This window comes from Streptomyces sp. NPDC026394 (assembly GCF_055567735.1).
On record NZ_JBVHPX010000010.1, the window covers coordinates 131,518 to 144,946 of the forward strand.

Below are 13,429 nucleotides of genomic sequence, written 5' to 3' on the forward strand. Positions count from 1 at the left end.
CGTGCATACACAGATACCCTTGCCTGGTGACCGACGCCCAAAAGACCGCAGAAGACTCGACACTGCGAACAACCGGAGACTCCCCTCCGGACACCCGCCCGGCGCCGGTCCCTCTACTGGAACCGCGCGAGGGCACCCCCGCCGTGACGGCGACGGCCGAGGAACTTGCCGAAGTCGTGTCGGCCTTCGCGGCCGGCACGGGTCCGGTGGCGGTGGACGCCGAGCGGGCCTCCGGCTACCGCTACGGCCAGCGCGCCTACCTCGTACAACTGCGCCGCGAAGGCGCGGGCAGCGTACTGATCGACCCGGTCGGCTGCCCCGACCTCTCGGCGCTGGGCGACGCCGTCGCCGACGCCGAGTGGGTCCTGCACGCCGCCACCCAGGACCTGCCGTGTCTGCGCGACATAGGCATGATCCCCGCCCGGCTCTTCGACACCGAGCTGGCCGGGCGCCTCGCGGGCTTCGCCCGGGTCGGCCTCGGCGCGATGGTGGAGAACGTCCTCGGCTACGCCCTGGAGAAGGGCCACTCCGCGGTGGACTGGTCCACCCGCCCGCTGCCGGAGCCCTGGCTGCGCTACGCCGCACTCGACGTCGAACTGCTGGTGGACCTCCGCGACGCCCTGGAGGAGGAGCTGGACCGGCAGGGCAAGCTGGAGTGGGCGCACCAGGAGTTCGCGGCCATCGCCGCCGCTCCCCCGGCACCGCCCCGCAAGGACCCCTGGCGCCGTACGTCCGGCATGCACAAGGTGCGCCGCCGCCGGCAGATGGCCGTCGTACGGGAACTGTGGACCGCCCGGGACCAGGTCGCCCAGCGGCGCGACGTCTCACCGGGCAAGGTGCTCGGCGACGCCGCGATCATCGAGGCGGCGCTGAACCTGCCGCCCAACGCGCACGCGCTCGCCGCGCTCAACGGCTTCGGACACCGGATGGGCCGCCGCCAGCTCGAACAGTGGCAGGCCGCCGTGGACCGCGCCCGCGCCCTGCCGGACAGCGAGCTGCCGCAGCCCGGCCAGCCGCTGAACGGTCCCCCGCCGCCCCGCTCGTGGGCCGACAAGGACCCGGCCGCCGCGGCCCGGCTCTCCGCCGCCCGCGCCGCGGTGACCGCGCTCGCCGAGGAGCTGAACCTCCCGCAGGAGAACCTGATCACCCCCGACACGGTGCGGCGCCTGTGCTGGGAGCCGCCCGCCGATGCCGCCGAGGAGACAGTGGCCGCCGTCCTGGCCGGCCACGGCGCCCGTCCCTGGCAGATCGAACAGGTCGCCCCGATCCTCACCGAGGCCCTGCACACCACCGGAGCCTGATCCTCCGGGGGCGGACCGGGAACCCCGGCCCGCCCCCGCCGGCTCAGTCCCGGTCGACGTGCCCCGCCGGCTCAGTCCCGGTCGGCATCCTCTCGGCTCAGTCCCGGTCGACGTGCTCGCGCAGGACCTTCCGGTTGGCCGCGTCCACGTCGTACGTGGTCTTGTTCCAGTCGTTCCTGGTCACCACGTCCACCGACCAGATCTCCTTCTTCTGGTCGTTGGTGTCCAGCTCCACGGCCGTGACCGTGCCGCTCTTCTTCCCGGTCGCCGTGTCCGCCGCCTGCTGCGCCGTGACGCGGGCCCGGTCGAGCCGGTCCGCCAGTTCCTTCTTGTCGTCGGCGTCCTCGTTCTTGGTCTGCGGCTTGTCCGCCTCACCGGTCACCGCGTCGACCCGTACGGTGCTCTCCGTACCGTCCGAGGCCGCCACCTTCGCGTGCCACTCGGGCTTGCCGCCGGCTCCCCGCTTCAACTCCACCGACACCGGCTTCGAATCCGCCACGGCCTCCGTCGCGGCCTTCAGTGCCTTGTCGTACGAGACCTTGGCCTCGGGGACGAGCGCCTTGCGGGAACGCTGATCCTCGGTCATCTGCCCCGAGGCCCCGGAAGACTCCCCGTCCGACGGCGACGGCGCCGTGGCCGTGGCCGATGCCGAGGGCGAGCTCTCCTTCCCGCCTCCCCCGCCGTCGTCCCCGCATCCGGCCAGCAGCGCCCCCGCCGCCGCGACGGCGCACACAGCCCCGGCACCTCGAACACGCTTGGTCATACCACCGCTCCCATCCGCATCCATAGGGGCACGATAGGTCCGTGATGTTCCTCTTGCCCCCCGACACCGCGCACCCGGCCCACCTCACCACCCCGAGTGCCCGGCCGCCGTTCGCTCACGCACCGGGGGCGCCCCGCCCGCGCCCGGCCCCCGTCGGCGAAGTCGACATTGTGACCTTCGCCGCTTACCCCGGAGGGGCTGGGCAGCCCGGTTACCCGCAAGTAGCATGAGGGACGTGACGCGCCTCCGGGCGCGCCCGCAGCAGTGCCATCCCGCACCTGGAGGAGAGCCAACGTGCCTCGTACCGCTAGGGACGTCGTCTTCGTCGACGGCGTCCGCACCCCGTTCGGCAAGGCGGGCCCGAAGGGCATCTACCACGAGACCCGCGCCGACGACCTGGTCGTCAAGTGCATCCGGGAGCTGCTGCGCCGCAACCCGGACCTCGACCCGGCCCGGATCGACGAGGTCGCCCTCGCCGCCACCACCCAGATCGGCGACCAGGGCCTGACCCTGGGCCGTACCGCCGGCATCCTGGCCGGCCTCCCGCAGTCCGTCCCCGGCTTCTCCGTGGACCGGATGTGCGCCGGCGCCATGACCGCCGTGACGAGCATCGCCGGCGGCGTCTCCTTCGGTGCGTACGACATCGCCGTGGCCGGCGGCGTCGAGCACATGGGCCGCCACCCCATGGGCGAGGGCGTCGACCCCAACCCGCGCTTCGTCAGCGAGAAGCTGGTCGACCAGTCGGCCCTCTTCATGGGCATGACGGCGGAGAACCTGCACGACCGCCTGCCGCACCTCACCAAGCAGCGCGCCGACGAGTACGCCGTGCGCAGCCAGGAGAAGGCCGCCAAGGCGTACGCCGACGGCAAGATCCAGGCCGACCTGGTGCCGATCTCGGTGCGCCGCACCAACGCGGAGGCCGGCGAGACCGGCTGGGGCCTGGTCACCGCCGACGAGCCGATGCGGCCCGGCACCACGCTGGAGAACCTGGCGGGCCTCAAGACGCCGTTCCGCCCGCACGGCCGGGTCACCGCGGGCAACGCGGCCGGTCTGAACGACGGCGCCACCGCCTCGCTGATCGCCGCCGAGGACGTGGCCCGCGAGCTGGGCCTGCCGGTCAAGATGCGCCTGGTGGACTACGCCTTCGCGGGCGTCGAGCCCGAGGTCATGGGCATCGGCCCGGTCCCGGCGACCGAGAAGGCCCTCGCCAAGGCGGGCCTGACCATCGACGACATCGGTCTCTTCGAGATCAACGAGGCGTTCGCCGTCCAGGTCCTGTCGCTGCTGGACCACTACGGCATCGCGGACGACGACCCGCGCGTCAACCAGTACGGCGGCGCGATCGCCTACGGTCACCCCCTCGCCTCGTCCGGCGTGCGGCTGATGACGCAGCTCGCGCGGCAGTTCGAGGAGCAGCCGCAGGTCCGCTACGGCATCACGACCATGTGCGTCGGCTTCGGCATGGGCGGCACGGTCATCTGGGAGAACCCGCACTTCGAGGGAGCAGGCAAGTGACCACCACCACCGAGTTGCTGAAGGGCGCGGCCGAGCTGTTCCCGGACGAGGTCGTCACCCAGGCGCACGTACGGCACCTGGAGCTGCCGGGCGCCGGCGCCTTCGCGCTGATCACGCTGGACAACGGCCTGGACCACACCAAGCCGACCACCTTCGGCCCGCAGTCGCTGGCGAACCTGAACGCGGCGCTCGACCAGGTCGAGGCGGAGGCCGCGGACAACAAGATCGTCGGTGTCGGCATCACCGGCAAGCCGTTCATCTTCGCCGTCGGCGCCGACCTCAAGGGCGTCGAGCTGCTCAAGCGGCACGAGGACGCGCTGGCCATCGGCAAGGGCGGCCACGACGTCTTCAAGCGGCTGTCCGGCCTGGCCGTGCCGACCTTCGCGTACTACAACGGCGCCGCGATGGGCGGCGGCGTCGAGGTCGGTCTGCACTGCACGTACCGCACCGTCTCCAAGGCGCTGCCCGCCTTCTCGCTGCCCGAGGTCTTCCTCGGCCTGGTGCCCGGCTGGGGCGGCTGCGTCCTGCTGCCGAACCTGATCGGCGCCGACCGCGCGGTCTCGGTGATCATCGAGAACTCGCTCAACCAGAACAAGCAGCTCAAGGGTGAGCAGGTCTACGACCTGGGCATCGCCGACGCGATCTTCGAGGGCGCGGACTTCCTGGAGCAGTCACTGCTGTGGACCGCCTCGGTCCTCAAGGGCGACACCGAGGTCGTACGGGCCGACGTCGACCGCGGCGAGGCGTGGGACCAGGCCGTACAGCGCGGCAAGGGCATCGCGGACAGCAAGGTGCACGGCGCCGCTCCGGCCGCGTACCGCGCGCTGGACATCATCGCGGCGGCCAAGAACGGCGACCTGCGCCAGGGCTTCGACGCGGAAGACCAGGCCCTCGCCGACCTGATCATGGGCGGCGAGCTGCGCAGCGGCATCTACTCGTTCAACCTGGTGCAGAAGCGCGCGAAGCGCCCGGCCGGTGCCCCGGACAAGTCCCTCGCCCGCCCGGTGACCAAGGTGGGCGTGGTCGGCGCGGGCCTGATGGCCTCGCAACTGGCGCTGCTGTTCGCGCGCCGCCTGGAGGTGCCGGTGGTCCTCACCGACATCGACCAGGCGCGGATCGACAAGGGCGTGGAGTACGTCCACGGCGAGATCGACAAGCTGCTCCTGAAGGGCCGCGTCAACCAGGACAAGGCCAACCGCCTCAAGGGGCTGGTCAGCGGCCACCTCGACAAGGCCACCGCGTTCGGCGACGCGGACTTCGTCATCGAGGCCGTCTTCGAGGAGATGGGCGTCAAGCAGCAGGTGTTCGCCGAGGTCGAGGCGGTCGTGCCGGAGCACGCCGTGCTCGCCACCAACACCTCCTCACTGTCGGTCACCGAGATGGCGTCCAAGCTCAAGCACCCCGAGCGGGTCGTGGGCTTCCACTTCTTCAACCCGGTCGCGATCCTGCCGCTGCTGGAGATCGTGCGCGCCGAGCAGACCGACGACGCGTCGCTGGCCACCGCCTTCTCCGTCGCCAAGTCGCTGAAGAAGACGGCCGTGCTGGTCAAGGACGCCCCGGCGTTCGTGGTCAACCGCATCCTGACCCGCTTCATGGGCGAGATCCAGAACGTCATCGACGAGGGCACCCCCGTCGAGACCGCCGAGAAGGCCGTCGAGCCGCTCGGTCTGCCGATGTCGCCGCTGGTGCTGCTGGAGCTGGTCGGCCCGGCGATCGGCCTGCACGTCTCCGAGACGCTGCACGGCGCCTTCCCGGAGCGCTTCACCGTCTCGCCGAACCTGGCCGCCGTGGTCAAGGCCGGCAAGCGCGGCTTCTACGTGTACGACTCCGGCAAGCCGGAGCTGGACCCGGAGGTCAAGGCGCTGCTCAAGCAGGGCGACTCGGTGCTGACCGAGGAGCAGGTGCGGGACCGCGTCCTGGACGCCGTGGCGCAGGAGATCGGCCTGATGCTGGACGAGGGTGTCGTCGCCGAGGCGCAGGACATCGACCTGTGCCTGATCACCGGCGCCGGCTGGCCCTTCCACCTGGGCGGCATCACGCCGTACCTGGACCGCGCGGGTGTCTCGGAGCGCGTCAACGGCAAGAAGTTCCTGGCCCCGGGCGTGGCGAGCGTACCGGCGTAAGGCGGAACGTCCGCTTCACCGGCTGCCCTGGTACCGCTGTTCTCAGTGGTGCCAGGGCAGTTGTACGGGTACGGACGGCGTCCGGCCGTCGCGCAGATCCGCGAGCAGCGGCGGCAGCCCGTACGGGAAGACGGTCTCGGCCGTCGTCGCCAGTTCGTCCACGGGCCACCAGCGGTGGCCCGTGACGGAGGCGTGCTCGTGTTCCTTGAAGCCGCTGGTGTCGACCGGGTACGGAGCGACGCGGTGCAGGAAGAAGACGTCCTCGAACACGCCGCTCGCCCAGGGCAGTTCGGCGTATCCGGAGGTACGGGCGACCAGCGGCCCCAGCACCTCGGGCGCCACCCGCAGGCCGGTCTCCTCCGCCAGCTCCCGCGCCGCCGCCTCGCGCAGCGACTCCCCGTCGTCCACGCTGCCGCCGGGGGTGAACCAGCAGTGTCCGGCGTCCGGGCGGGCGGGGTCCAGGTGGCCGCGGAAGAGCAGCAGACTGTCGTCCGTGCCGAGGAGCAGGACGCGGGCGGAGCGGCGTACGGGGGCGGCGGGCCGGGGCGGCGTGGTGGTTTCGGGCATCCGGGCAGCGTAGGCCGGGGCCACGTCTCGCGGCAAAGGTTTTCCCTTGCTCCCGTGCCCAGTTGGACACCATGAGCGCTCCGGTGGCCGCGCTCGCTCAGCTCCCCTGCCCGGGCTCCGCCGGACCGCCGGCCGCGTTCCCCTCGCCGGTAGTCCGCCCCGTACGTCCGTCGGTCCGGCGGTTCATCCGGCTGTGGCCGCGCCCGTACGCGAAGTACACGACGAAGCCGAGCAGCATCCACACCCCGAACCGCAGCCAGGTCTCCGCGGGCAGGTTGAACATCAGCCACAGCGAGGCCAGGACCGACAGGGCCGGGACGAAGGGCACCAGCGGCGTGCGGAAGGAACGGGGCAGGTCGGGGCGGGAGCGGCGCAGGATGACGACGCCGAGCGCGACCACGACGAAGGCGAACAGGGTGCCGATGTTGACCAGTTCGGCGAGTTCGTCGATCGAGGTGAAACCGGCGACGACGGCGACCACGACGCCCAGCGCGACGGTCGAGCGGTACGGGGTGCCGAAGCGCGGGTGGACCTGCGAGAACAGCTTCGGCAGCAGGCCGTCGCGGCTCATCGCGAAGAAGACCCGGCTCTGGCCGAGCAGCAGGATCATGCAGACCGAGGTCAGGCCGACGGCGGCGCCGAAGCTGATCAGTCCGGCCCAGAACGGGTGCCCGACGGCCTTGAACGCGTCGGCGAGCGGGGCGTCCGTGGACAGTTCGCTGTACTTCTGCATCCCGGTGACGACGATCGACACGGCGACGTACAGCACCGTGCAGATGGCGAGCGAGCCGAGGATGCCGCGCGGTACGTCGCGCTGCGGCAGGCGGGTCTCCTCGGCGGCGGTGGCGACGATGTCGAAGCCGATGAAGGCGAAGAAGACGACCGCGGCGGCCGCGAAGACGCCCATCACGCCGAAGTCGGCCGGAGTGAAGCCGAAGACGAGCTGCGACAGCGGCGCCGCGAGGCCGTCGCTGCCCTCGGTGGCCCGGCTCGGCGGGATGAACGGGTCGTAGTTGGCGCCGGTGACGAAGAAGGCGCCCGCGATGATGACGAGCAGGACGACGGTGACCTTGATACCGACGATCACCGAGGTCACGCGGGACGACAGCTTCATCCCGACGACGAGGATCGCCGTCAGGACGAGGACCAGGACGCACGCGAGCAGGTCGAACCCGAAGGCGCCCTCGTGCGTGCCGGACAGTCCCTGCGGCAGGTGGATCCCGGCGGTGTCCAGCAGCGAGCGGACGTAGCCGGACCAGCCGACGGCGACCACCGCGCAGCCCAGCGCCAGCTCCAGCACCAGGTCCCAGCCGATGATCCAGGCGGGCAGCTCGCCGAGGGAGGCGTAGGAGAAGGTGTACGCGGAGCCGGCGACCGGCACGGTCGAGGCGAACTCCGCGTAGCAGAGCGCGGCCAGGGCGCAGACCAGGCCGGCGGCGACGAAGGAGAGGGCGACGGCCGGTCCCGCCGTCTCCTTGGCGATCTTTCCGGTGAGGACGAAGATGCCGGTGCCGATGACCACACCGACGCCGAAGACCGTCAGGTCGAGGGCGGAGAGGGACTTCTTGAGCGCGTGCTCCGGCTCCTCGGTGTCCCGGATCGACTCCTCGACCGTCTTGGTCCGGAACAGGCCGCCGCGGCGTCCCCGGACGGGGTCCGTGCCGCCGCCGTGCTCCGGTCCGCTTCCCGTGCCCCGTTGTGTGCTGCTCATGGGCCAACCTCCGCCTGGACAACCGTCGCGACTCGTGAACTGCCCGAGTCTGCGCAATGGTCGGGACGAGTACGGTGCGGCGGGCCTGCACGCGGCGGGGATTCACCCGATGGTACGGACGGGTGGATATGCCGACGGGCCGGTGGTTGCACCCGTTCGGGTGGCCCACCAGCCCATCGTATGACCGTTCAGCGATGTTTGTGCAGAGTTGCGCGCCGGGTTTGTGCCGCCTTGGGCGGCATGTATGCGTCCGGTGTGAACCGCCGGTACGAGCGGTCAGACGATCGTGCCGGCATGTCCACGGGACGCGCGCACATCCCCCACAGAAGGAACCGGCCCGGCCGGTTCCTTCTGCCGTCGGCGTCGGCCGCCGTCAGTCGCGGGCGGCCTCCGCCCGCCCGGCGCCGTCCGCGGCGGCCACCGACTCCGCCGAGTCCACGGACCGGTCCGTGTCCTCGTAACGGCCGTCGATCTTGGAGACGAGGCCGGTCACCTGCCGGGCGATGTCCGGCGCGGTGAGCCCGATCTCGGCCAGGATCTCCTTGCGCGAGGCGTGGTCGAGGAACCGCTCCGGGATACCGAAGTCCCGCAGCGGCACGTCCACGCCCGCGTCCCGCAGCGCCTGCGCGACGGCGGAGCCGACACCGCCCGAACGGCTGTTGTCCTCGACCGTGACCACGACGCGGTGCGCGTCGGCGAGGCCCGGCAGCGCCGCGTCGACCGGCTTGACCCAGCGCGGGTCCACCACCGTCGTCGAGATGCCCTGCTTGTCGAGCAGATCGGCGATCTCCAGGCACATCGGTGCCAGCGCGCCCACCGACACCAGCAGCACGTCGGGCCGCTCGACGCCCTCGCCGGGCTCGCGCAGCACGTCCATGCCGCCCACCCGGCCCACGGCCTGCACGGCCGGGCCGACCGCGCCCTTGGAGTAGCGCACGACGGTCGGGGCGTCGTCCACGTCGACGGCCTCGCGCAGCTGGGCGCGGACCTGCTCGGCGTCGCGCGGGGCCGCGATCCGCAGGCCGGGCACGACCTGGAGGATCGACATGTCCCACATGCCGTTGTGCGACGCGCCGTCGGTGCCGGTGACACCGGCCCGGTCCAGGACGAAGGTGACGCCGCACTTGTGCAGCGCCACGTCCATCAGGACCTGGTCGAAGGCGCGGTTGAGGAAGGTGGCGTAGACCGCGAAGACCGGGTGCAGGCCGCCGGTGGCCAGGCCCGCGGCGGAGACGGCGCCGTGCTGCTCGGCGATGCCGACGTCGTAGACCCGGTCCGGGAACGCCTTGGCGAACTTGTCCAGGCCGACCGGCTGCAGCATGGCGGCCGTGATCGCGACGATGTCGGAGCGCTCGCGGCCGAGCTCGACCATCTCCTCGCCGAAGACGGAGGTCCAGTCGGCGCCGGAGGAGGCGATGGGCAGGCCCGTGTCGGGGTGGATCTTGCCGACGGCGTGGAAGCGGTCCGCCTCGTCCTGGAGGGCGGGCTGGTAGCCGCGGCCCTTCTCGGTGAGGCAGTGCACGATGACCGGGCCGCCGAAGCGCTTGGCGCGCTGCAGCGCCGACTCCAGGGCCTCGATGTCGTGGCCGTCGATCGGCCCGACGTACTTCAGTCCCAGGTCCTCGAACATGCCCTGCGGCGCGATGAAGTCCTTCAGGCCCTTCTTGGCGCCGTGCAGGGTCTCGTACAGCGGCCGGCCGACGACCGGGGTGCGCTCCAGCAGGTCCTTGCCGCGGGCGAGGAAGCGCTCGTAGCCGTCGGTGGTGCGCAGGGTGGCGAGGTGGTTGGCGAGGCCGCCGATGGTCGGCGCGTAGGAGCGCTCGTTGTCGTTGACGACGATGACCAGGGGGCGGTCCTTGGCCGTCGCGATGTTGTTCAGCGCCTCCCAGGCCATGCCGCCGGTCAGCGCGCCGTCCCCGATCACCGCGACGACATGATCGTTTTTGCGCAGTACCTCGTTGGCCTTGGCCAGGCCGTCGGCCCAGCCCAGCACGGTGGAGGCGTGGCTGTTCTCGATGACGTCGTGCTCGGACTCGGCCTGCGAGGGGTAGCCGGACAGGCCGCCCTTCATCTTCAGCTTCGAGAAGTCCTGCCGGCCGGTGAGCAGCTTGTGGACGTAGGACTGGTGCCCGGTGTCCCACAGCACCTTGTCCTTCGGGGACTCGAAGACCCGGTGCAGGGCGATGGTCAGCTCGACCACGCCGAGGTTGGGGCCGAGGTGCCCGCCGGTCTTGGAGACGGCGTCGACGAGGAAGGTACGGATCTCCCCCGCCAGCTTCTCCAGCTGCTCCGGTCCGAGTCGGTCCAGATCGCGCGGTCCCTTGATGCGGGTCAGCAGCGCCACCCGTGCCTCCTTGCTGTCGAGCTGGTTCGAGCGATTCGTGCTGCTTCGTGCAGATTCGCCTGGTTGTAGCTGGCTCTGGCTGGTCGAGCTTGCCGATCCGCCGAGTCTAATGTTCCGCTTGCGACGGCGGAGAACGGGCCGTGCGATGTATGTCACGCGGATGGCCGTTTTGCGGCTCTGCTCCCCCGGCGGTCGTGACCTTCGACCGAAAACCTGCCCTCAGGCGCGTATGCGACCCCGCGAACGGGGGCGGCCGGCGGCCTGACGCCGCTCTCGGGCCCGCCCGGACAGCCCGCCGTCACCCTCGCCGCACCCTGGAGACCGAAGGGCGCGGCGACCGCCGGGCCCCGCCCTTCCGACCGTCACTTACGGAACGGCCGCCACTGCGCCATCCGGGTGTGCGCCGACCGCCTCGCGCCACCCGCCCGGAACGCCGCAGGGTGTCGCAGTTGCCACAGTTGCCACCCATGAGGGCGGGTCGGCACGGGAAATATCGGCAAAGTTCCGTTTTGCAAATTTGACAGGGCATTCGCGGGGGTAGAGGTAGCGCTACCCCATCCGTATCAGTTAGCCTGCGGACAGTCATCTGTAACGGGGGGTTCCGGACGGGGCGACGGAACACACTTCTATGCGTAAGTCAATGCATTCACGCGGTGACCTCCCCAGGGCAGCCCCTTGGGTACTTGCGTCGCCAGGCGGATCGACCGACCTCGGCGCGCAGGTGCAGGAGGCAGAGTCGATTCCTATGAATCCCAGCAGACGTTTTTCCGGTGTCTCCTCGCAGCGCATCCACTGCACACTGAACGACCTGTTAAGGCTGCGCGTGAGCACCACCGTCGCGCCGCATGTAGAAACGTTTTTCGCACTGCGGTCGCTGTCGGGTCCCGGAGCGGCGGGACTGACCGAATGGCAGCTGAAAGTCTTTCCGAAGCTGGGCAGGAATCTGCCGCTGCTCAAAAAGCTGTCCCGCTTGTTCCCGTCCCCCGGCGCGCTGCTGCGGCTGCTCCAGGGGAAGGCTCAGGAGGTCCGGATCGCGCTGGTGCGCATCGGGGAGACGGTGGAGCGGCTGGCGGACGCCGTCCACGAGTTCTGGCGGGTCGCGGTGGCGCCGTACTGGTCACGTATCCGCGGCCGCGTCCAGGCCGAACAGGCTTCGCTGGAACGGACGCTGGCCGTCGGCGGTGTCGAGCACCTGCTGTCCAGTCTGCAGGGCGGCGGCCGCTGGTCGACGCCGGTGCTGGAGCTGCCGCACGAACGGGACGAGGACATCAAGCTCGACGGGCGGGGGCTGCTGCTGGTCCCGTCCCTCTTCCTGCCGCCGCGGCAGGGGCACCTGCTGGATCTGGCCGAGCCGCAGGGGCAGCGGCAGTTGCTGCTCTCGACCGGCCCGATACCCGACCCGGAGACGTTCTGGTCGGAGCCCGAGGAGGAGGGGCACGCCCTCGCGGCACTGGTCGGCGCCACCCGGGCCAGCGTGCTGGAGGCCCTGGTCGTCAGCCGCACCACGGGGGAACTGGCCCGCTGGCTGGGCATCTCGGGCCCGGGCGCCAGCCAGCACACGGCGGTGCTGCGCGGCGCCGGCCTGATCGCCACCCACCGCGACCGCAACACCGCCCGGCACGAACTCACTCCCCTGGGGCGGGCACTGCTGCGCGACCGGGGCGTCACCGGACTGGACGACCCGGCCGACGACTGGCTGAGCGGCCTGCTGCCCGAGCCGGCGCTCTGCCGGTGACAGCCGACCACGACCGCCGGCGGCACGGTGTACCGCCGGCGGTTTCCTCGTGTGCGCCGCTCAGGCGGGAATGATCCGGGAGCGGCTCGCGCTGTGCGTGTACAGCCGGCGGATGTCCCGGCTGATGTTGAGGCGCTTCAGCCAGCGGTCCTTTCCGTCGTAGCGGGCGGCAAAGGGTTCCCGTCCGTGTACCACCTGATAATTGTCGATGAATACTGCGTCACCGGGTTCGAGAGCGACCCGGCCCGCCGCATTGCTCAGGATTTCCTGAGTGGCAATGACGGCTTCGGCGGCCTCTGCGTCCTCTCCCGACATGAAGTCGATGTCGAACCGCAGATACGGCGCGTGCTCGGGCCCGAAAAGTACCGGCCCGGTCATTCCGGCGGCTGTGCCGCCGACCTCGTCGTCCGCGTTTCCGGCGAGTGAAGTCCCGGTGTGGGAGTCGTCCGGGTAAAAGCGGAATCTGGGCTCCCGCAACGTGTTGCGCAGGGATTCCGGGAAATCCAGGGAACTGACCCGGGTGACCGTGGTCCCCACCGCGTCAGGATTGCGCAAGCAAAGCAGCGAGACGTAGTCCGCGCGGCACGGGTGGAAGACGTCCTCGGTGTGCAGCGACAGCGTCTTGGCGCTGCTGGCGCTGGTCAGCGAGGACTCCATGCCGGGCGCCGGGCAGACGTCGTGGACGATGCGCCCGTCCTGCTGACTCTCCCAGCCGAAGGGATCGCCCAGCGCGGTGCCGCACAGCAGCAGGGCCACTTCCTCACGGTGGCCCGCACCGGACTTCGCGGCGAGGTCCCACCCGCTCGGCGTGGGGGGAAGGCCGGGATGGATCGGGAGACCGGACACGACGGTGACGTCCGACTCCTCGGCGCGCGCCTGTGCCAGGAACGCGCGCAGGCGCAGCGGCAGCGACGGCGCCGCCTCGGCGGCGTGGTCCATGGCCGCCATCGGGTCCCAGTTCTCGTCGGTGGCGACGATGCCGTCGATGAGGGCGTCGATGTTCTCCCGCTCCTCGGCGGTCAACACCAGCTTGTGCACTTTTTGCTTCTCCAGTCCTGCGGAGGGCCCGAACGCGGCGGTTCAGGCCGCCGGCTGCCGCACCAGGCTCGCGGGCCGCATGTCGGTCCAGTGGGCGTTGATGTAGGCGAGGCACGCCGCCCGGCTGTCCTTGCCGTGGACGGTCTCCCAGCCCGCGGGGACCTCGATGAAGTCCGGCCACAGGGAGTGCTGTCCCTCGTCGTTGACCAGTACCAGGTAGCTGCCGTCCGCGTCCTCGAACGGGTTGGCCATGGTGGTTCCTTCCGGATAACGGCCCGCCGGGAGCGTCGTCCGCGCGGGCGAAAAGGGGGCGCCGGTCGGCGCCGGGTGGG

The 13,429-nt window shown here is 71.0% G+C and carries 10 protein-coding genes; 4 read left to right on the top strand and 6 right to left on the bottom strand.

The genetic code is table 11. The features are described from left to right. Positions 1-26 precede the first annotated feature (26 nt). Entirely contained in the window at positions 27-1,301 is a 1,275-nt protein-coding gene (locus ACZ4QV_RS23515; RefSeq protein WP_361151406.1) for a ribonuclease D, read from the top strand. 97 nt (positions 1,302-1,398) lie between these two features. On the opposite strand, the gene ACZ4QV_RS23520 is transcribed toward ACZ4QV_RS23515, so the two are convergent. Further along, positions 1,399-2,064, bottom strand: coding sequence for a PepSY domain-containing protein (locus ACZ4QV_RS23520; protein ID WP_361151404.1), 666 nt, complete (start codon positions 2,062-2,064; stop codon positions 1,399-1,401). A gap of 294 nt (positions 2,065-2,358) precedes the next feature. Here ACZ4QV_RS23520 and ACZ4QV_RS23525 point away from each other — a divergent pair, with 294 nt between their 5' ends. Both ACZ4QV_RS23525 and ACZ4QV_RS23530 read left to right on the top strand, forming a co-directional pair. Beyond that, the gene (locus ACZ4QV_RS23525) at positions 2,359-3,579 is read left to right on the top strand and encodes a thiolase family protein (protein WP_125044407.1); all 1,221 of its coding nucleotides are present in this window, start codon (positions 2,359-2,361) and stop codon (positions 3,577-3,579) included. Beyond that, positions 3,576-5,702, top strand: coding sequence for a 3-hydroxyacyl-CoA dehydrogenase NAD-binding domain-containing protein (locus tag ACZ4QV_RS23530; RefSeq protein ID WP_361151402.1), 2,127 nt, complete (start codon positions 3,576-3,578; stop codon positions 5,700-5,702). The genes ACZ4QV_RS23525 and ACZ4QV_RS23530 overlap by 4 nt, the downstream gene beginning before the upstream one ends. Positions 5,703-5,744: 42 nt before the next feature. Here ACZ4QV_RS23530 and ACZ4QV_RS23535 read toward each other — a convergent pair whose 3' ends face one another. From ACZ4QV_RS23535 to dxs, 3 genes are all read right to left on the bottom strand, one after another. Next, positions 5,745-6,269, bottom strand: a complete 525-nt coding sequence (locus ACZ4QV_RS23535; protein ID WP_361151400.1) for an NUDIX hydrolase — start codon at positions 6,267-6,269, stop codon at positions 5,745-5,747. A gap of 97 nt (positions 6,270-6,366) precedes the next feature. After that, positions 6,367-7,980, bottom strand: a complete 1,614-nt coding sequence (locus ACZ4QV_RS23540) for an amino acid permease (RefSeq protein WP_361151397.1) — start codon at positions 7,978-7,980, stop codon at positions 6,367-6,369. A gap of 373 nt (positions 7,981-8,353) precedes the next feature. Further along, entirely contained in the window at positions 8,354-10,324 is a 1,971-nt protein-coding gene (gene dxs / locus ACZ4QV_RS23545) for a 1-deoxy-D-xylulose-5-phosphate synthase (RefSeq protein ID WP_361151395.1), read from the bottom strand. 745 nt (positions 10,325-11,069) lie between these two features. Here dxs and ACZ4QV_RS23550 point away from each other — a divergent pair. Then, complete coding sequence (locus tag ACZ4QV_RS23550; RefSeq protein ID WP_361151392.1) at positions 11,070-12,059, top strand: ArsR/SmtB family transcription factor; 990 nt, start codon at positions 11,070-11,072, stop codon at positions 12,057-12,059. Between the two features lie 60 nt (positions 12,060-12,119). Here ACZ4QV_RS23550 and ACZ4QV_RS23555 read toward each other — a convergent pair whose 3' ends face one another. Beyond that, positions 12,120-13,085 (bottom strand): TauD/TfdA family dioxygenase, encoded by a 966-nt coding sequence (locus ACZ4QV_RS23555; RefSeq protein WP_467763402.1) that lies wholly within the window; start codon positions 13,083-13,085, stop codon positions 12,120-12,122. 54 nt (positions 13,086-13,139) lie between these two features. Then, entirely contained in the window at positions 13,140-13,349 is a 210-nt protein-coding gene (locus ACZ4QV_RS23560) for an MbtH family protein (RefSeq protein ID WP_030999949.1), read from the bottom strand. Between the last annotated feature and the right edge of the window lie 80 nt (positions 13,350-13,429).